The following is a 17,803-nucleotide window of genomic DNA, read 5'->3' on the forward strand; positions in this document are numbered from 1 at the left end:
CTCACCCGGACGGTAGGCTTGTGGCCAACATGTCTCACCCTGCTCGCCGCCTTCATTCCCTGCATATCCGGCAGGGGCACCCGGACTTCCTAGACCTTCCGTGGGAGCTGCCGCTGGAGGCGTGGACGGAGCGTTCACCGCGCGTGGTGGAGGTGCCGCGCGGTCTGTCCCGGCACGTGGTGGTGTTCGTCTCCTACGGCGCCACCATCTACGCCTTCAAGGAGACGCCCGCGCGCGTGGCGCAGCGCGAGTACGACCTCCTGCGCGGCCTGGAGGAGCGCCGGCTGCCGTCCGTGGTGCCCGTGGGGCTGGCGGTCCAGACGGAGGAGGGGCTGGAGGCCTCGCCCGGGGACAGGCCTGGATTGCTGATCACCCAGTACCTCGCGTCGTCGCTGCCGTACCGCGCGCTGTTCATGCAGCAGGGATTGGAGCGCTACCGGTCGCGGCTCCTGGACGCGATGGCGGGCCTGCTGGTGCGGCTGCACCTGGGCGGGTTCTTCTGGGGCGACTGCTCGCTGTCCAACGTGCTCTTCCGCCGGGACGCGGGCGAGTTGCAGGCATACGCGGTGGACGCGGAGACGTCCGAATTGCACGAGCAGCTCTCCGCCGGCCAGCGGGAGATGGACCTGCAAATCATGGAGGAGAACATCGCTGGAGGCCTGGCGGACCTGGCTGCTCGCGTGGAGCTGGCGGAGGAGCTGCCTCAGGAGCTGGAGGCGTGGCAGGAGACAGCCGCGAGCATCCGTCAGCGCTATGAGCGGCTGTGGGCCGAAATCAACCGCGAGCTCATCCTCCAGCCGCATGAGAGCTACCGCATCCACGAGCGGATCCGCACGCTCAACGACCTGGGCTTCTCCGTGGGCGAGGTGGAGCTGCTGGCGAGCGGGCAGGGCAGCCAGCTGCGCATGCGCACCATCGTCACGGACCGCGAGTACCACCGGCACCAGTTGCACTCGCTCACCGGCATCGTCGCGGAGGAGCGCCAGGCGAGCCTGCTGCTCAACGAGATGCAGGAGATGAAGGCCACGCTCACGCGCAAGATGGACCGCAGCGTGCCCCTGAGCGTGGCCGCGTTCCGCTGGCTGGACGAGCGCTACCACCCCACGCTGTCACGCCTCCAGAAGGACCTGGGCCGCGCGGCCGACACCGCGGAGCTCTACTGCCAGGTGCTGGAGCACAAGTGGTTCCTGTCCGAGCGCGCGAAGCGCGACGTGGGCCTGGACGCGGCCGTGCAGGACTATGTGACGCTCACCCTCAAGCAGCCCGGCATTGCGCCGCTCCTGGAGGACGCGTCACGGGACTCCAAGGACCTGTAACCCCTCGGGTCACAGGACGGTTTGGGGCTGTGACGCCCAATGCCACACATTCCGGGTGGGGACAGGGCTCCTGCATGGAGAATCATTGGCATAGCTGGTGAATACGGGCGCTGACCGTCTTTCTGGGATTTCCCCCGGAACCTGTCAGGAGCCCCCCATGCGTCTGTTCCGCCGTCTTTCCCACTCCGGTCTCGCCGCGCTGTTCATGCTGTCCCTTCCACTCGCGCAGGCCCAGGCGCAGGACTGCGTCCAGTTCTCCGGGATGAAGCACTGTGCCGTGGGCGCCGCGAAGCTGGTGGTGGAGGACAAGGCACTGCACGCGCTGTCCGAGGATGCGTCCGGGAAGGACGGCGTGAGCGTGGACACCGAGCGCGCCAGCAACTGGAGCGCGGGACTGAGCCACGAGCCCTCCAGCGAGGGCAAGGACACCACCGTCAAGACCGTCATCTCGAACGGCAAGGTGGTCTCCACCTCCACCGTCACGACGACGGACGAGGGGCAGGAGTTCGCGGCGAGCTTCGTGGACGCGAACGGCAAGTCGACCACCTACTCGGCGATGGTGTTCCTGAAGGGCAAGCTCGTGGCCTCCGTGAGCGGGCTGGCCAGCGGCAGCGTGGGCGCGAAGTCCTTCCCGACCTTCGGCAAGCCGACCTGCACCATCCTGACCCCCAAGGCGTGCAGGAAGCTGTGTGGCGGGCCCGGCATGGATTGCGCGTACTGCGACCGCCCGTGCTTCCACAGCGTGAACAACGACGTGTGGCTGGACGGCAACGGCCGGGTCCCCCACCTCGACCACTCCTACGAGTCGCCCTTCAACGGCTTCTCGCTGGGGAGCGTCGCCAAGGCGGCTCCGGAGATCGTCGTGGGAGACTTGCTGGTGCTGGTCGCGGACGCGCCGAGCGCGGGTGAGGCCCAGGACAGCGACCAGGTCGTCGTGCAGAGCACGGCGAAGGCGGTGTCGCTCTCCAACGAGAGCGTGTCCCACCGGTAGTCCACAGTCCGTCCTCCCGCCATGCCCGGCGGGAGGGCGTCAACGGCAGACGCGGATGGGCGGCTCGATGAGGAACGGCTCGGTGGCGTTCGGGTCGTCCGGGTCGAACGCGGGCGACATGGGCCCCGCTCCGGTGGGCTTCCACTTGCGCGGCACGCGCTCCAGGCCCACGGAGTAGATGGTCAGCGCCCCGTCCTTGCCGATGCGCATGCGCAGGAAGTTCTTGAAGTCCGGCAGCGCGAGCGACCCGAAGGCCTCGTTGGAGTGCGCGCCGAAGAAGTTCACGCTCAGCCAGAGGTACAGGCCGGTGATGAACGGGCCCACGAGGAAGCCGCCCACGAAGGTGAACGCGCAGGAGAAGAAGAACTTGCCCGCCAGGTGCAGCCAGCCGTCCGCGCAGTGCGCGCCATCCGGTGACAACACCGGACACACGCCCAGCTGGCTCACCGTGAAGTACGTGGCTCCCCACGCGATGAAGAACGCCGCCACGATGTGCGCCACGCCGTGCAGGACTCCCAGCAGCGCGCGCCATTTCCCCAGCGCCGCGTCCGCGAGCCCCGCGAGTCCTCCCATCGTCACCATTCCGAGGATGAGCGTCCACGGCCGGTTGACCATGCTGTTGGCCACCGCCGTCACCACCTCCGGCAAGCGGGAGATGCCCAGCGAGCCGACCTCCGCGTAGGCCGCCAGCGCGAGCAGCAGGTACCACAGGCCGGTGATGAGCCCGAACAGCGGGCTGTAGCGGATGAGGAACAGGTTCTTGCGCGCGAGCTTCCGGGACGTGGCCTCGGTCGGGAAGCTCTTGCGCAGCGTGGAGCCATCTCGCAGCACGGGCGCTGCCGGCGCGTGCGTGGGGTGCATGAAGGCGCCGCCTCCGCCCGCGGTGATGCGGTGCTGGCCGGTGTCGTCCTCGTGCCGGCGGTAGTGGTGCAGGTCGCCCGCGAGGAACACGGCGATGCGCCGCCCGAGCACCTTCTCCTCCAGGTACTCCAGGTTGTTCTCCAGGTAGCTGCCCTTGTGGCGCCGGGCCGCAGCCGCCAGCACCCACGCGGGCTCCGCGTTGCAGAGGATGACGCGGTCGTCGGGGCCCATCTGCTCGGCGACGTGGCGGAAGTACTCCACCTGGGGCACGTCGATGTCGCTGTTGAGCTGCACGTCCGTGCCGATGAGCCACCAGTTCTTCGGCAGCTTCAGCGCGAAGTAGCTGCGGCTCTGGCGCGTGCGGCGTCCGGCCAGCCACCGCTGCGCGCAGAACAGCCGCATGAAGGCGGACAGGCCGTCGTACCAGTCGTGGTTGCCCGGGATGACGAACAGGTCCGGGTGGGGCGCCTGCGAGCGGCGCATGGCGGCCTCGTAGGGCTGCACCGTGCGCTCCTCGTATGTCTCGCGGCTGGCGCCCGGGTAGACCTCGTCCCCGCCGAACACCAGCACGCGGCCTCGGGGCGTGATGTGCGCTGTCTTGCCGTCCTCTTCTGGGAGCCGCAGCTCCGGCAGCGCCAGCAGGCGCGCCACCGCGTAGGTGGAGTCCCAGCCGTCGCCGATGTCGGAGACGTAGTCGAGCCAGAAGTCGCCGTCCGCGCCGGACTCCTCCGAATAGTCGAAGTAGGGCTGCTGCGGCCGCACCACCGCTTCGATGAGCCGGTGGTCCGCGCGCGCGCCGAACACCGTGGCCACCACCGCGTCCAGGCCCGTGCGCAGCACCTGCCCGGGGTGCAGCCAGCGCACCATGTCCGCGTGCTTCTGGGGCCGGGTGGCGGTGGCGGTGCCCCGCTCGCGCACCAGGTGCGGCGGGGGCGTGGGGCCCGGCTCTTCCCAGGGCGCGGGCGGGTCGTAGCGGCTGTCCTCCTCGGGCCGCGTGGGCTCACCGGCCATCGCGAGGACCCGGGACGGCGGAGGAGGGGGACGGGGCGGCGGGCGGCGCCAGCGTGGACCGGAGAGCCATGGACCCCTGGCTTAGCATGCCTGTACGGGACTCCTGGAGGGCAGGCAGGCGTGGTTTCCGTTCCCTGGCGGGATGGTCCCTGCGACCCTGGGGGCCATGTCGAACGCCGCCCTGAAGGACTTCCCCGTCGTCGTGCCCTTCCCCGTGCACTGGAGCGAGATGGACGCGTACGGGCACGTCAACAACGCCCGCACGTTCACCTGGTTCGAGTCCGCGCGCATCGCGTACATGGCTCGCGTTGGATTGGTGGGGCCGTCCGCCGCGGGCGCGGACACGACGACCGCGGACGGGGTGGGGCCCATCCTGGCGAACACGCACGCGGACTACCTCAAGCCGGTGGTGTTCCCGGTGAACCTGGTGGCGGGCGCGCGCGTCACGCGCGTGGGCAATTCCTCCATCACCTTCGAGCACGTGGTGGCGGGCGCGGACGACGGGGTGCTCTACACGCGCGGGGGTTCCATCGTCGTGACGCTGCGCTACGCCACGCATGAGAAGGTCCCGGTTCCTCCCGGGGTGCGGGCGGCCATCGAGAAGCTGGAGGGCAGGGGCTAGACGGAGAGTGCGATGGGGGCCGTGGGCCTTGTTCCTGGGTCCAACAGCGCTAGGGCCCGCGCCACGCTTAAGTTCAAGCGGAGCGACTCATGGCCCCAACTCCTTCCTCGAACCTCCGCCCCCATGTTGCCAACCCCCTCACCGCGGACGTGGAGGCGGTGGGCCGCATCGACGCGGTGAAGACGGTGCTGCGCGTGTTGACGCGCACCACGGGGCTGCGCCTGGCGGTGGTGGCGCGCGTGACGCCGGAGTCGTGGACGTGCTGCGCGGTGCTGGACGAGATGGGCTTCGGGCTGAAGGCCGGAGACACGCTGGAGGTCAGCACCACGTTCTGCGACACGGTGCGGACCCTGGAGGGGCCGCTGCGTGTGAACCAAGCGAGCCGGGATCCGCGCTTCCAGAACCACCCCGCGCCGAAGAAGTACAACGTGGAGAGCTACATCGCGGTGCCGCTGTACCGGCGCGGCGGGGAGTTCTTCGGCGTGATGTGCGCGCTGGACTCGAACCCGGCGGACCTCACCGATGATGTGTTGGAGACCTTCCGTCACCTGGGCGACCTGGTGGGCCACCAGCTGGAGCAGGAGGAGTCGCTCCCCGAGCGCGACTCGCAGTTGATGGGCGCCCAGGAGGCGTCGGTCCTGCGCGAGCAGCTGATGGGCATCGTCAGCCACGACCTGCGCAACCCGCTCAACGCCATCTCCCTGTCCGCGGCGACGCTGATGCGCAGGGCGGACCTGGATGACCGGATCCGCCGGGGGCTGCGGCGCATCCTCGACTCGTCGGACCGGGCGAACCGGCTCATCCGCGACCTGCTGGACTTCACCCACGTGCGCACGGGCGTGGCCCTGCCGGTGAAGCCCCGGCCCATGAACCTGCATGCGCTGGCCGAGCAGATGGTGGACGAGGTGCGGCTCACCGCGCCGGGACGCTCGCTGGAGCTGGTGTGCGAGGGCGGCGGACAGGGGAACTGGGATCCGGATCGCATCGCGCAGGTGCTGACCAACCTGCTCACCAACGCCGTGCAGTACAGCGGGGCGGATGCCTTGATTCGCGTGGAGGCGCGCGGGGATGAGCGGGAGGCGGTGCTGGCGGTGACGAACCCGGGACCGCCCATTCCGCCGGCGCTGCTGCCCGTGCTCTTCGAGCCGATGACCCGAGGCACCCCCGAGGCCAGCGAGCACCGCGGCGTGGGGCTGGGGCTCTTCATCGTGAATCAGATTGTCCGCGCGCACGGCGGCGCGGTGGACGTGGTGTCCACCGAAGAAGCGGGCACCACCTTCCGGGTGCACCTGCCGCGCGGCTGTTGATCAGCCCGTGCCCAGCGGGTGCATCCGCACCGCGCAGAGCAGCTCCGCCACGCGCTCGGGTGCGGGTGGCACCGGGCCCACCTTCGCGAGCTTCCCCGCAGCGAAGGCCGTGCTCCTCCGGGCGCAGGTCTCCAGGTCGTAGCCGTCCAGCCTCGCTGCCAGCACTCCCGCGAGCAGCGCGTCGCCCGCGCCCACCGTGCTCGCCACCTCCACGGGGGGCGGCAGGGCCCGCCAGGCGCCGTCGTCCGACACGAACAGGGCGCCGTCCGCTCCCAGCGACACCACCACCAACCCGATGCCTGTCGCGTGCAGCTCGCGTGCGGCTCGAGCGATTTCGCCCGCGTTCCTCAGGGGGCGTTCGACCAGTTCTTCCAGTTCGCGCGCGTTCGGCTTCACGACGTCCGGCTTCGCGGCCACCGCGTGGCGCAGCGGTGCTCCGCTCGTGTCCACCGCCACCACCGCGCCCCTGGCTCTCAGGCGCTCCGTCAGCGTGGCGTAGATGGACGCGGGCACTCCCGCCGGCACGCTGCCGGACAGCACGAAGCAGCCGTTGTCCTCCGCGAGCGCATCCAGCGTCTCCATCAGCGCGGCCAGTGCCTCCTCCGGCACGCGCAGGCCCGGCAGGTTGAGGTCCGTCACCGCGCCGCTCGTGCGGTCCACGACCTTGATGTTCACGCGGCTGGAGCCCGGCAGCCGGAGGCAGCGGTCGTGGATGCCTCGCTCGCGGAACAGCGTCTCGAACAACGTCACCGTGTCCTCGCCCAGGAAGCCCGTGGCCGTCACCGGCCTGGTGCCTCCCGCGAGGAACGCCGCCACGTTGATGCCCTTGCCTCCCGGTGTTCGCGTCTCCGCCACCACGCGGTTCACCACGCCCGCCGTGAACCCTGGACACTCCAGCGTCTGGTCGATGGCAGCGTTCAACGTGACCGTCACCACTCCAGGCTTCGTCGGCCTCACGCCTTCGCTCCCTTCCGGGCCAGCAGGCCGCGCACCAGTCCCCGCACCTCGGAGGCATTGCCGCACTCCAGCGCGGCCGCAGCCACGTCTTCCGCGTCCGCCATGGAGATGCCCCTCAGCAGCGCCTTCACCGCCGGGATGCTGGGGATGGCCACGCTCAACTCCGTGAGGCCCAGGCCGGACAGCACCACCGCGCCGGACGGGTCTCCCGCGATGCCGCCGCACGCGCCCACCCAGATGCCTGCCTTCCTCGCCGCCTTCACCGTGAGGTCCACCATGCGCAACACCGCCGGATGCAGGCCGTCCGCCTGGGACGCGAGCACCGGATGCTGCCGGTCCATGGCCAGCAGGTACTGCGTCAGGTCGTTGGTCCCTATGGAGAAGAACGACACGTCCCGCGCCAGCTGCTCCGCCATCATCACCGCCGAAGGCACTTCCACCATGATGCCCGTCTCCACTGGATCCGCGCCCACTTCGCGGCGCACGGACTCGGTGATGGCGCGCGCCTTCGCCAGCTCCTCGGGCATCGCCACCATCGGATACATGATGCGGACCGGGCCCTCCATCGACGCGCGCAGGATGGCGCGCAGCTGTGTGCGGAACAGGTCCTCCCGTTCGAAGCACAGCCGGATGCCGCGGATGCCCAGGAACGGATTCGACTCCGCTGGCAGCGACAGGTAGGGCACGTGCTTGTCCCCGCCGATGTCCAGCGTGCGCAGGATGAGCGGCAGGCCGTTCAGCGCGCGCACCATGGTGAGGTAGGCGTGGAGCTGCTCCTCCTCGCCGGGTGGTTCGTCGCGATCGAGGAAGAGGAACTCCGTGCGCATCAGGCCCACGCCCTCGCCGCCCGCGTCCGCGGCCTTGATGGCCTCCGTGGCCTCGCTGATGTTCGCGGCCACCTCCACGCGCCGGCCGTCGAGCGTGATGGCGGGCCGGTGGCGCTCCAGCTGCTCCTCCTCGCGCCGCAGGCGGATCCGCTCGCGCTGGTGCGCGGCCTTGGCCCGGTCCCGCTGCGAAGGCCTCACGACGAGCACGCCCGCGTCGCCGTCCAGGATGCAGTGCTGTCCGTTGCGCAGGTCCAGCACGGACGGTCCCACCGCGACCACCGCCGGCAGGTCCAACGAGCGCGCGATGATGGCCGTGTGCGACGTGGTGCCGCCGCCCGCCGTGCACAGGCCCAGCACCATGGCGGGGTCCAGCTTCGCGGTGTCCGATGGCGCCAGGTCCTCCGCCAGCAGCACCACCGGATGACTTGGGAAGGTGGGCTCGCCCTCCAACACCCGGGCCAGGGGCCGCAGCACGCGACGGCCCACGTCCCGCAGGTCCGCGGCTCGCGAGGCCAGCACCGGCTCGTCCATCGCGGCCAGCGCCTCCGCGCGGCTCTCGAAGACGCGGAGCCAGGACGCGCCCGCGCTCAGGCCGGTGTCGATGAGGCCGTGCGACTCCCTCAACATCTCCGGGTCGTCGAGCAGCTCCAGGTGCGCCTTGAAGATGGCGGCCCGCTGCGCTCCGGCCTTCTGGAGGAAACCTTCGTGCAGCTGGCGCAGCTCCGCCGCCGCTCCGGCCAGGGCCGACTCCAGCAGCTGGTGTTCCCGTGCTGCGTCCGGGGCCCGCTCCTCCACCTCCAACCGTTCGCGCTGGAAGGCCCACGCTGGCCCGGCGGCGATGCCCGGCGACGCGGACAGGCCCGCGACCAGCGTCCCCTCGTAGTCGAGCACGGCGGCGGGCACAGGCTCCGGTGCCAGCTCGCGAGAGGCGGGCGGCTCTTCGCCCAGGCCGACGCCGAAGGCCTCCTGCAAGGCGAGGAGCACCGCCGCCGCGTCGTCCCCCGCCGCGGTGAGCGTCAGCGTGGAGCCACCCCGGGCGCCCAGGCGCAGCAGCGACAGGAGGCTGCGGGCGTTCGCCTGCCGACCTTCGTGGTGGACGGTGACGTCCGCGCGGAAGCGGCGCACCACCTCCACCACCGTGGTGGCGGGGCGCGCGTGCAGGCCGTGCGGGGAAGGGGAGAGGACCTGGAGCGAAAGGCCTTCGAACGCGGGTGCGTCCTGCTGCTCCGGCGAAGCGCCGTAGCCCTGGAGCGCCTGGATGATGGTGGCCGTGTCCAGGGTGGAGGCCAGGGCCACGGCCCGGGCCTCGTCGTCCAGCACGCCGGTGAGGTTGGCGAGCACCTGGAGGTGTTCATCGGACCTCGCGGCGATGCCCACCACGAGGTGCGCATGGCCGTCCTCGCTCCAGACGACTCCGGCGGGGAACTGCACCACGACGACGCCCGTCTGGCGCACGAGGTGGCGCGCCTCCGGCAGGCCGTGCGGAATGGCGATGCCGTGGCCGAGGAACGTGGCGGACACCTGCTCGCGCTTGAGCATGCTGTCGACGTAGTCGGGCGAGATGAAGCCGGACTCCACCATCACCTGTCCGACCAGGCGGATGGCCTCCGCCTTGTTCGTGGCGGACCATCCCAGGCGGACCTGTGACGGCGTCAACGACAGCATCGGTGCTCCTTGCCTTGGGTGCGCGCGAGCTTCACGCGGGGAATGACGGTGCATCCTGCCCGGTGTCCGCCCCTGCCCGCGCGGGCCTCCCGAGCCCCGTCTTCCGGGTAACAACCCCCGGAGGAGAAGACCTCCCGGCTCCGACATGACGGACAGGCGACGTCCGGCGTCCATGCGCGTGACGGCCCGCATGGGGGTGTTAAAGGAGGAAGCCGTCATGTCTGACAGCGTCCTGGACTTCTACGAAGGGCTGGCCGAGGAGTACCACCTGCTCTTCGCGGACTGGGAGCAGTCGGTGGACCGGCAGGGCGCGGTGCTGGACGCGCTCCTGCGCCGCTCGGGGGCGCCGCCGCCGCGCCGGGTGCTGGACTGCGCGTGCGGCATCGGCACGCAGGCGCTGGGGCTGGCGGCGCGGGGCTATTCCGTGCACGCCACGGACCTGAGTCCCTCCGCGGTGGCGCGCGCGGAGCGGGAAGCCCGCGCCATGCACGTGAGCATCACCACCGGCGTGGCGGACATGCGGATGCTGGACTGGCAGGTGCCGGGCACCTTCCACGTGGTGATGTCGTGCGACAACGCGATGGCGCACCTGTTGGAGGACTCGGACCTGGACGACGCCGCGACCGCGATGGCGTCACGCCTGGTGCCTGGAGGTCTGCTGGTGGCGAGTCTGCGCGACCACTCGGCGCTGCTGGAGAAGCGGCCGCGCTTCACGGCGGAGCGCGTGCTGGACACGCCGCTGGGCCGCCGCGTGCTCTTCCAGGTCTGGGATTGGGCGGTGGATGAAAGGCAGTACACGGTGCGCCAGTTCATCCTGCGCCAGGAGTCCGGCATCTGGCACACCACCGAGCACACCGGCGTCTACCGCCTGCTGCAACCCGTGGAGCTGGAGCAGGCGCTCACCCGTGCGGGCCTGGTGGATCCGCGCTGGTACACGCCGGAGGAGACGGGCTTCAACCAGCCGCTCATCACAGCGCGGAAGCCCTGAGCATGACAGGGAGGAGCGGCGCCCCGTGACGGCGCACGGTGTCCGCGACCTTCCACCACACGCGGGCCTTGTGTGCCCCGGCTTGAAGCGTCTCCATCAGGTGCAGGGACGGCATCAACGCGAGCAGGAGGTGCAGGGCCAACAGCCAGCCCAGCCCTTCCCGGACGAACGACGGGAGCGGCTTCGACTCCTGGGGCGGAGCTGACGACCTGTCCATGGCATCCCTCGTGACGACAGTTGTAGTCATAAGCGGTATGCCATGGCTACAGTTGTAGTCAAGAGGCCTTGTCGCGAGGCAGGGCCCAGATGTCTTCAGCGGGCCGGTAGGCGCGGGCGTCCTTTCCGGCGGTGCCGTGGGCCTTGGTGTCGAGCAGGCCCGCGTGCCAGAGGTTCTGTTTGAGTTTGAAGACGGTGGACGGGTTGATGTCCGGCCCCCGCAGCCCGGGCTTCAGCGTTCCGGAGGGGTCCGCGAGGAAGAGGGCTGTCGCCAGCGCCGGGTCGTCATGGCCCGCCGCCACGGCCAGCTCCGGCAACGTGAGGCTTCCGCCGTGGTCCGTGAGGGTCCGGTGGATGAGGCGCACCGCGGGCTGCCGGATGAGGACGAAGCGCGCCACGGCGGCGAAGGCCGCGTGCACGTCCAGCAGGCGCTTGCGCTTGTCGTAGCGGGTGTCGGGGTCGAACTGGAGCGCGGACAGGAGGTCCGCCACGGTGCGGCCTTCGAGCGTGGGCTTCCAGTCCAGGTCCAGCAGCCCGAGCGTGTTGGCGCCCGTGGCCGCGTGGCGCCGGGAGCTGTCGCTCCCCAGGTCCTTCCAGTGCGCGGCGAGCGACTTCATCAGCGCTCCGGAAGGAGCACCCCGGTCCGCGAGGAACGCGGCCGCGAGGTAGTTGAGGGGATGGTTGAGCTGGAGGCTGCGCGCGGCGGGGACGCCTTCGAGCAGCGACGAGGCCTGGCTGACGGCGCGAGGCAGTGGGGTGGGGTCCGCGGGAGGAATGACCTCCACCCAGTGCTTCGCGTCCCGGGCGAGGATGCCGACCCCGATGCTCCGCGCCTGCGCCAGGGTGGGGGCGCGGAGGTCGGCGGCGGAGGCCGGCAGCGCGAGGTACGCGTGATGGACGCCCGCGCGGTAGCTGTGCGCCTGGCCCAGGCCCTGGACCCAATCCCTTTCAGAGGCCTTCACCTCGATGCCCGTGACGAGGACGCCCTCGGGCCGCGCCACGCTGCACAGGATGTCCGGCCGGGTGCCCTCCAGCGTGAGCCGCGTCATGGGCTCCAGCTCCCGGGCGAACGGGCTGCGGACATACGAAGGATGCGCATCCACCAGCAGGTGCAGGACGCGCGACCTGCGCAGCCCGTGCTTGAGCAGGTGGTGCTTCAACTCGCGGACGACCCTGGCTTCGGCGTGGGGCATGAGGCTCAGGCGCGCTTCGCGTCCGCGGGGGCGTTGGGGTGGCGCGCGAGCATCATGCGCAGCTGGGGCTGACGGCGGACCAGCTCCTGCTTGAGCAGATGCGCGATGAGCGCGGGCGGCGCGGCGCTCCAGCGCGCGATGTTCTGCACCAGCATGGGCGAGCGGTACGTGCGTCCGCACAAGAGCGACGTCGTCTTGCCGTCCACCGGCATTCCCACGAGCGCGCCCAGGGCCCGGCCTTCCGTGTTGAGGATGAGCTCCACCTTCTCCTCGGACGGACCGGTGGAGAAGCGCTGGCGCAACAGCTCGCGCGCGGTGCGGCGGGTCTGCTCCGGTACGTCCCGGTCCACCGTGAGCTTGTGGTGCTCCATCAGGCGGCGCATCGCCCACAGGCGGCGGAAGAGGGCGGCCGGCAGCTGTGGGTTGCGCACGAGGAAGCGGCGCACGCCTGTGTCCGCGGCGAAGGCGGCTCGGGCCACCAGCGCCTCCAGGCCCACGGGGTTGCGGTGGTGCCTCGCGATGAGCCGTGCGTGCGCGAGGCCCACTCGCGAGTTCTCCAGCACGGCCTTGATGACGGCGGGCACCGGGTCGAAGCACAGCGCGGACAGCTCCGGGTCCTCCGCCCCATGCGCGAGCGCCACCCGCTGGTCTTCCGGCAGCGCGTGCAGCCGCGTCTCGAAGAGCTTGCGGTAGTCGCCCTGCACCGTCTCCGGCACGTCGTCCGTGGCACCGGCGTCATCGTCGTCGGCGCCGTCCGAGGACTCCGCTTCCGGCAGCGGTTCCGTGTCGCTCGCGTCGAGCGACGGCGCGGGATGATCCGTGAACGGGGCCGGAGCTTCCGGCGGTCGCACCGTGTTCACGGGACTCGCGACCTCCGTGCCCGGCAGCAGCGCTCCCTGGGACACCAGCCTCGCGAGGATGTCCCGCAGCTTGTCTGGCGGGAACCCTGTCAGGGCGGGCAGGTCCTTCTCTCGCGTGTGGCCATCCAGCCGCGACAGCACGAAGCCCTCCTCCGCGTTCAGCGGGAGCCGCCGCAGGTCCACCGTCGGGTTCAGCTTGGGCGTCCAGTCACTCATGCGCGCCCCCGAGTCTTTCACGACACGCTCGGTTCGCGCCTCTCTCCGTCAGGGCCGTCCTCACCGGATTGTTCCCGGTCCGTCCGAAAACGACGGGCCGCGTCGGGGACCGCCTGGCTGCTCTCCTGCCCTCGGTCCCGTCCGGGTTGCGTCGGTGCAGGCACGAAGGTGGCCCGCATGGGTTGACGAGAGGCGGGCAGCTGGACACAACTTCACTTCATGTCCGACCGCATCCAGACCTATGCCGAGTTCTGGCCGTTCTACCTGCGCGAGCACTCGCATGCGTCGACACGCTGGCTGCACTTCGTCGGCACCGGCCTGGGCTTGGGCCTGGGTATCACCGCCGCCGTCACCGGACGCGGCGCGCTGATTCCCGCCGCCCTGGTGTGCGCCTACGGCTTCGCGTGGGCCAGCCACTTCAAGATCGAGCACAACCGCCCCGCGACCTTCAAGTACCCGCTCTGGTCGTTCATCTCCGACTTCCGCATGGCCGGGCTGATGCTGATGGGCCAGCTGGGTCCGCACCTGGAGCGCGCGAACTCCGGTGCGCCGGCCGCCGCCACCCTGGCGCCGGCCCCCGTCGAAAGCCGCTGACGTTCGCGAAGCCTCGGTCCACTACCTCTGCGGTGGCGGACCGAAGCGGCCCGCGCGGTACCCCGCGAAGGACCTCATGATGTCCTCCTGGGTGTCCCCGATGAACGGCCCGTGGCTCACCAGCGGCTCGCGCTGCGGTTGACCGGCGTACAGCAGCACTCGCGCCCGCGTCGTCCCGGTGACGTGGACCGTGCTGTCTCCGCTCGACACCGGCCGGTCCAGCCAGCCCACCTGCCCGGGCTTCAGCGCCTGGCGGTCCGGCCCCACCGCGACCTCTCCCGCCAGCACGTAGAAGAAGCCGTTGTACGAAGCGGGCAGGTCCTGCGCGATGGACGCACCCGGCTCCAACTGGAGCTCCGCCAGCGTGACGGGCACATAGTTCTTCGTCGCTGACCGCACCGTCCCCGACGTGCCGCTGTACAGCCGCACTTCCACGCCCGGCTCGCGCCGCACCGGAAGCTCCGCGTACGGCAGGTCCTGGTAGCCCGCGGGAACCCAGCGCTGTGCCTTGGGCAGGGTGAGCCAGAGCTGGAGGATGCGCGCCTGGCCCAGGTCGCCCTCCAGGCCCTCGCCGTGGATGACGCCGCTGCCAGCCGTCATCCACTGCACGTCGCCTTCGCCCAGGCTGCCGCTGTCGTGGGTCATCCCGCCCTTCACCACGAGGGTCACCGTCTCGAAGCCCGCGTGCGGATGCGGCCCGCCAATGGGCTTGCCGTCGATGCGGTCATCCATCAACAGGATGAACGGATCCGACCGCGCATAGTCCTCCGGTGAGATGACCGGCACCACCGTGTGCGCGGGCCCGAACTGCCCCTGCGTGGGCTCGGGTAGGTCGATGATCCGCGCCAGCCTTCGCTCCAGGACATCCATTCGCTGCGTGCTCATGACGGTTCCCTCCTTTCGGTTCAGCTCAGCGCCGGGTAGCTCGTGAAGCCCTGCTCCTCGCCCTGGAAGAAGGTCGACGCGTCCGGCGTGTTGAGCGGGGCGGACCGGCGGAAGCGCTCCGGCAGGTCCGGGTTCGCGAGGAACGGCACGCCGTACGCCACGAGGTCCGCCTCGCCGCGCTCGATGACCGCTTCACCGGCCTGCGCGTCGTAGCCCCCGTTGGCGATGATGACGCCCGAGAAGGCCTTGCGGATCGCCGGAGTGATGCGCTGCTCGGGCGCCGGAGCGGCGGGGCCCGTGACGAGCTCGGTCACGTGCAGGTATCCCAGGCCCAGCTTGCCCAACTCGCGGGCCAGATACGTGAAGGTCTCCGTGGGCGTGGAGTCGTGCATGCCCGTGTACGGGAAGTTCTGCGGGAAGAGCCGGTAGCCCACGCGGTCCGCGCCGAACACCTCCGCCACCGCCCTTGCCGCCTCCAGCGGGAGGCGCGCCCGGTTCTCGATGCTGCCGCCGTACGCGTCCGTGCGCTGGTTGGAGCCGTCCCGCAGGAACTGGTCCAACAGGTAGCCGTTGCTGCCGTGCAGCTCCGCGCCGTCGAAGCCGGCCTCCTTCGCGTTGCGAGCGGCCTGGCGGAACTGCTCGACGACGCCGGGAATCTCATGCGTCTCCAGGGCCCGGGGCGTCACCGCGCGCTTCTTGCCCTGGAACGTGAAGACCTCCTGCTCCACCGGAATCGCGGAGGGCGCCACCGGCAATTCGCCCCCGTGGAAGTCCGGGTGCGAGACGCGCCCCACGTGCCACAGCTGCGCGAAGATGAGTCCGCCCGCCGCGTGGACCGCGTCCGTCACCTTCTTCCAGCCCGCCACCTGCTCCGGCGAGTGGATGCCCGGCGTGCGGATGTACCCGACGCCCTGGGGGCTGACCTGGGTGCCCTCGGTGACGATGAGGCCCGCGGACGCCCGCTGCTCGTAATAGGTCACCGCCAGCGGGTTGGGGACGTTGCCGTCCACCAGCGCCCGGCTGCGGGTCATGGGGGCCATCACCAGCCGGTTCTTCAGTTCGAGCCGGCCCAGGCGGAGGGGGGAGAGGAGCTTGAGTGTATTTGCCATGGCCGTTGAATGCTCCAGGCGCTATGGACGTGCCATGGCATCCAGTCCAAACAAATTGACCGATCGTCCAGATTCGCTGGAGGTTCAGGGGGCGGATGTCCTGGCGGACGTCCTGGACACCCTGCGCCTGTCCACCCGGATGCACGGCCGCTTCGAGCTGTTCGCCCCGTGGGGGCTCCAGTTCGGGACGTCCCCGGGTGCGCACATCATCCTTGTCGCGCGCGGCGGGGCCCGTTTGGAGGTGGAGGGTGTTCCGGGGGCCCTGGTGCTGTGCGCGGGAGACCTGGCGGTGCTGCCGCATGGCGGAGGGCACACGCTGCGCGACGCGGAAGACAGCCCCGTTCATGTCCTGGCGCATGGGGCCTGCGCGAACGCACGTGGAAAGGGTTCCATCCGGCTGGGGGGCGACGGCGAGCGGACGACGCTGGTCGCGGCGTCGTTCCAGCTGGGTGTCGCGCCGCGCACGCTCCTCTTCAAGGAGCTTCCCCGCGTCATCCACCTGGCCGCGGACGACGCGGCGACGGCGCCGTCACTGGCGTCCACGGTGCAGTTGCTGCTGACGGAGAGCGCGTCGTCGCACCCGGGCGCCACCGTCATCATGAGCCGGCTCGCGGACATCCTGCTGGTGCAGGCCCTGCGGGCGCACATCATGAAGTCGGAGGTGTCGTGCCGGGAGAGCGGGCTGCGGGCGTTGGCGGATCCGCAGATTGGCAAGGCGCTCGCGCTCATCCACGAGCGCCCCGAGGAGCCCTGGACGGTGGAGAGCCTCGCGTCCGCCGTGGCCCTGTCGCGGTCCGGCTTCGCCGCGCGCTTCAGCGAGCTCGTGGGGGAACCGCCGCTGGAGTACCTGGTGGGATGGCGGATGATCAAGGCCGCCCAGCTCCTGCGCGAAAGCGAGCTGCCTTTGAGCGAGGTCGCTCCTGCCATCGGCTACCAGAGCGAGGCGTCCTTCAACCGGGCCTTCAAGCGTTGGGACGGGACCGCTCCCGGCGCGTACCGGCGCAGCCACCGCCGGGCGTGAGTAGGGAGTGAGCGGTCCGTTGGAGGCGCGATGCCTCAACCTGACCGACAGTCGAACGGGTCTTCCAAGGCCGCATCGGCCACGCTCTTCTCAGTGCATTCCCCTCGGAACTCGCAGGTGGAGCATCCCGGAGCGGCTGGAGGCGGTGGTTGCCCGCTGTTCGGCTTCACGAGGCGGTCCTCGGGTGCCGTGTCCTGCTCCGCGGTCGACACGAGGTCGTCGAATCGATGCTCCTCCACGCAGTGGTGTGTCTGCGACGCGTCCTGCCCAGGGGCTGACGTAGGAGCGCCGGGGTCACGCTCTTCCGTGCAGGGGTGTGTCTTTGGCGCAGAGTCCTGCGTGGCTGATGTCACGGGGGGAACGTGGGCCTCAGGTGAAGCCTTCTCCTGGGAAGCAGGGGCAAAGGCATTCAGTACGCGCTCATCGCGCACCTTCAGCAGCGCTGGCAGCTCATGCTGCAGTGCCTGCACGTCGCGCTCGTTCAGAATCGCCATCACGCGGAAGGCCCACTCGCGCAGCGCCTCTCCGCCCATGAGCGGCAGCAGTTGGGCGGCTCCTCCCAGGAAGGCCCGCTGCAGGGACTGAACGAGGAGCACGTGCCCCGGACGCGCCGCCACCCGCGCCGCATGCCGCAGCAACTCGAACTCCGCCTGCGCGCAGACTTCCCCCGACTCCCAGCGCGCCGCGTCCTGGAGCTGGTAGCACGTGCTCCCCAGCCGGTCCAAGTCGAGGTCCGAGGCCCTCGCGCAGCAGTCGGCCAGAAGCTCCACCAGCACCTGCCGCTTGAGGCTGAAGTAGCCCTCCAGAAGCCACCGGGCATCCGGGTTGCTCGCGTCATGCAGCGCCAGCCCCAGATTCTCCAGCGTCAGTGACTCATCCAACGCCACCGCGCGCGTCTTGCGTCCGGGGCGCTGCACCACCAGGCCTCGCGCCGCCAGCCGCCGCAGCGCCTCGCGGATGGTGCCCCGACACACCTCATAGCGGCGCGCCAGCTTCGCTTCGGAGCCGAATTGTCCGCTCGGGTGCAGCCGCCCCAGCGCGATATCGCGCTCGATTTGCGCCTCCACATAGGCCACGAGTCCTCGCCGTTCCATCCCCACTCCCCCTCCTCGTCCCAGCATCGCCATCCAACCACAGGGGTCTGACATGGACGTGCGAGCCCAC

General features: G+C 70.4%; 16 protein-coding genes. 7 read left to right on the plus strand and 9 right to left on the minus strand.

All coding sequences use genetic code 11. The features are described 5' to 3' along the window. Positions 1-29: 29 nt before the first annotated feature. Both GTZ93_RS00935 and GTZ93_RS00940 read left to right on the plus strand, forming a co-directional pair. A complete protein-coding gene (locus GTZ93_RS00935; RefSeq protein ID WP_139918981.1) occupies positions 30-1,316 on the plus strand; it encodes a DUF4032 domain-containing protein in 1,287 nt (428 codons plus the stop codon). Between the two features lie 157 nt (positions 1,317-1,473). Beyond that, on the plus strand, positions 1,474-2,307 hold the full coding sequence (locus tag GTZ93_RS00940; RefSeq protein WP_139918982.1) for a hypothetical protein: 834 nt from the start codon (positions 1,474-1,476) through the stop codon (positions 2,305-2,307). 39 nt (positions 2,308-2,346) lie between these two features. On the opposite strand, the gene GTZ93_RS00945 is transcribed toward GTZ93_RS00940, so the two are convergent. After that, on the minus strand, positions 2,347-4,179 hold the full coding sequence (locus GTZ93_RS00945) for a metallophosphoesterase (protein ID WP_186820042.1): 1,833 nt from the start codon (positions 4,177-4,179) through the stop codon (positions 2,347-2,349). Between the two features lie 166 nt (positions 4,180-4,345). Here GTZ93_RS00945 and GTZ93_RS00950 point away from each other — a divergent pair, with 166 nt between their 5' ends. Together GTZ93_RS00950 and GTZ93_RS00955 are read left to right on the plus strand one after the other, a co-directional pair. After that, positions 4,346-4,801: an acyl-CoA thioesterase gene (locus GTZ93_RS00950; protein ID WP_139917140.1), complete on the plus strand. Its 456-nt coding sequence runs from the start codon at positions 4,346-4,348 to the stop codon at positions 4,799-4,801. Positions 4,802-4,890: 89 nt separating this feature from the next. Further along, a complete protein-coding gene (locus GTZ93_RS00955) occupies positions 4,891-6,108 on the plus strand; it encodes a GAF domain-containing sensor histidine kinase (protein ID WP_139917138.1) in 1,218 nt (405 codons plus the stop codon). Here the strand turns inward: GTZ93_RS00955 and pfkB are convergent, their stop codons facing one another. Then, the gene (gene pfkB, locus GTZ93_RS00960) at positions 6,109-7,065 is read right to left on the minus strand and encodes a 1-phosphofructokinase (protein ID WP_139917136.1); all 957 of its coding nucleotides are present in this window, start codon (positions 7,063-7,065) and stop codon (positions 6,109-6,111) included. Continuing rightward, positions 7,062-9,557: a phosphoenolpyruvate--protein phosphotransferase gene (ptsP, locus tag GTZ93_RS00965; RefSeq protein ID WP_139917134.1), complete on the minus strand. Its 2,496-nt coding sequence runs from the start codon at positions 9,555-9,557 to the stop codon at positions 7,062-7,064. The genes pfkB and ptsP overlap by 4 nt, the downstream gene beginning before the upstream one ends. 217 nt (positions 9,558-9,774) lie before the next feature. Here ptsP and GTZ93_RS00970 point away from each other — a divergent pair, with 217 nt between their 5' ends. Further along, a complete protein-coding gene (locus GTZ93_RS00970) occupies positions 9,775-10,545 on the plus strand; it encodes a class I SAM-dependent methyltransferase (protein WP_120578983.1) in 771 nt (256 codons plus the stop codon). Here the strand turns inward: GTZ93_RS00970 and GTZ93_RS00975 are convergent. From GTZ93_RS00975 to GTZ93_RS00985, 3 genes are read right to left on the minus strand one after another with little or no spacing between them, the layout of a single operon-like run. Next, entirely contained in the window at positions 10,526-10,762 is a 237-nt protein-coding gene (locus GTZ93_RS00975) for a hypothetical protein (RefSeq protein ID WP_139917132.1), read from the minus strand. The genes GTZ93_RS00970 and GTZ93_RS00975 overlap by 20 nt on opposite strands. Positions 10,763-10,820: 58 nt before the next feature. Further along, positions 10,821-11,954, minus strand: coding sequence for a hypothetical protein (locus tag GTZ93_RS00980; RefSeq protein ID WP_139917130.1), 1,134 nt, complete (start codon positions 11,952-11,954; stop codon positions 10,821-10,823). A 5-nt stretch (positions 11,955-11,959) separates the two neighbouring features. Next, positions 11,960-13,030, minus strand: coding sequence for a hypothetical protein (locus GTZ93_RS00985; protein ID WP_167547781.1), 1,071 nt, complete (start codon positions 13,028-13,030; stop codon positions 11,960-11,962). A 219-nt stretch (positions 13,031-13,249) separates the two neighbouring features. On the opposite strand from GTZ93_RS00985, the gene GTZ93_RS00990 reads away from it, so the two are divergent. Beyond that, positions 13,250-13,624 carry a DUF962 domain-containing protein gene (locus GTZ93_RS00990; protein WP_139917128.1) on the plus strand — a complete coding sequence of 125 codons (375 nt, stop codon included), beginning with the start codon at positions 13,250-13,252 and terminating at the stop codon, positions 13,622-13,624. A 21-nt stretch (positions 13,625-13,645) separates the two neighbouring features. On the opposite strand, the gene GTZ93_RS00995 is transcribed toward GTZ93_RS00990, so the two are convergent. Next, positions 13,646-14,509, minus strand: a complete 864-nt coding sequence (locus GTZ93_RS00995; protein WP_139917126.1) for a pirin family protein — start codon at positions 14,507-14,509, stop codon at positions 13,646-13,648. Between the two features lie 20 nt (positions 14,510-14,529). Further along, positions 14,530-15,618, minus strand: a complete 1,089-nt coding sequence (locus GTZ93_RS01000; RefSeq protein ID WP_139917124.1) for an alkene reductase — start codon at positions 15,616-15,618, stop codon at positions 14,530-14,532. Positions 15,619-15,673: 55 nt separating this feature from the next. Here GTZ93_RS01000 and GTZ93_RS01005 point away from each other — a divergent pair, with 55 nt between their 5' ends. Continuing rightward, complete coding sequence (locus tag GTZ93_RS01005) at positions 15,674-16,639, plus strand: AraC family transcriptional regulator (protein ID WP_257979091.1); 966 nt, start codon at positions 15,674-15,676, stop codon at positions 16,637-16,639. Positions 16,640-16,674: 35 nt separating this feature from the next. Here GTZ93_RS01005 and GTZ93_RS01010 read toward each other — a convergent pair whose 3' ends face one another. After that, entirely contained in the window at positions 16,675-17,739 is a 1,065-nt protein-coding gene (locus GTZ93_RS01010) for a FadR/GntR family transcriptional regulator (RefSeq protein WP_315967307.1), read from the minus strand. Positions 17,740-17,803 lie beyond the last annotated feature (64 nt).

Origin of the sequence: Corallococcus exiguus (genome assembly GCF_009909105.1) — a bacterium.
Lineage (GTDB): Bacteria > Myxococcota > Myxococcia > Myxococcales > Myxococcaceae > Corallococcus > Corallococcus exiguus.

Excerpts from the sequence above, each read along its gene's own strand:
- GTZ93_RS00935 (WP_139918981.1), top strand. The coding sequence starts at position 30 with ATGTCTCACCCTGCTCGCCGCCTTCATTCCCTGCATATCCGGCAGGGG.
- GTZ93_RS00940 (WP_139918982.1), top strand. The coding sequence starts at position 1,474 with ATGCGTCTGTTCCGCCGTCTTTCCCACTCCGGTCTCGCCGCGCTGTTC.
- GTZ93_RS00945 (WP_186820042.1), bottom strand. The coding sequence starts at position 4,179 with ATGGCCGGTGAGCCCACGCGGCCCGAGGAGGACAGCCGCTACGACCCG.
- GTZ93_RS00950 (WP_139917140.1), top strand. The coding sequence starts at position 4,346 with ATGTCGAACGCCGCCCTGAAGGACTTCCCCGTCGTCGTGCCCTTCCCC.
- GTZ93_RS00955 (WP_139917138.1), top strand. The coding sequence starts at position 4,891 with ATGGCCCCAACTCCTTCCTCGAACCTCCGCCCCCATGTTGCCAACCCC.
- ptsP (WP_139917134.1), bottom strand. The coding sequence starts at position 9,557 with ATGCTGTCGTTGACGCCGTCACAGGTCCGCCTGGGATGGTCCGCCACG.
- GTZ93_RS00970 (WP_120578983.1), top strand. The coding sequence starts at position 9,775 with ATGTCTGACAGCGTCCTGGACTTCTACGAAGGGCTGGCCGAGGAGTAC.
- GTZ93_RS00975 (WP_139917132.1), bottom strand. The coding sequence starts at position 10,762 with ATGGACAGGTCGTCAGCTCCGCCCCAGGAGTCGAAGCCGCTCCCGTCG.
- GTZ93_RS00980 (WP_139917130.1), bottom strand. The coding sequence starts at position 11,954 with ATGCCCCACGCCGAAGCCAGGGTCGTCCGCGAGTTGAAGCACCACCTG.
- GTZ93_RS00985 (WP_167547781.1), bottom strand. The coding sequence starts at position 13,030 with ATGAGTGACTGGACGCCCAAGCTGAACCCGACGGTGGACCTGCGGCGG.
- GTZ93_RS00990 (WP_139917128.1), top strand. The coding sequence starts at position 13,250 with ATGTCCGACCGCATCCAGACCTATGCCGAGTTCTGGCCGTTCTACCTG.
- GTZ93_RS00995 (WP_139917126.1), bottom strand. The coding sequence starts at position 14,509 with ATGAGCACGCAGCGAATGGATGTCCTGGAGCGAAGGCTGGCGCGGATC.
- GTZ93_RS01000 (WP_139917124.1), bottom strand. The coding sequence starts at position 15,618 with ATGGCAAATACACTCAAGCTCCTCTCCCCCCTCCGCCTGGGCCGGCTC.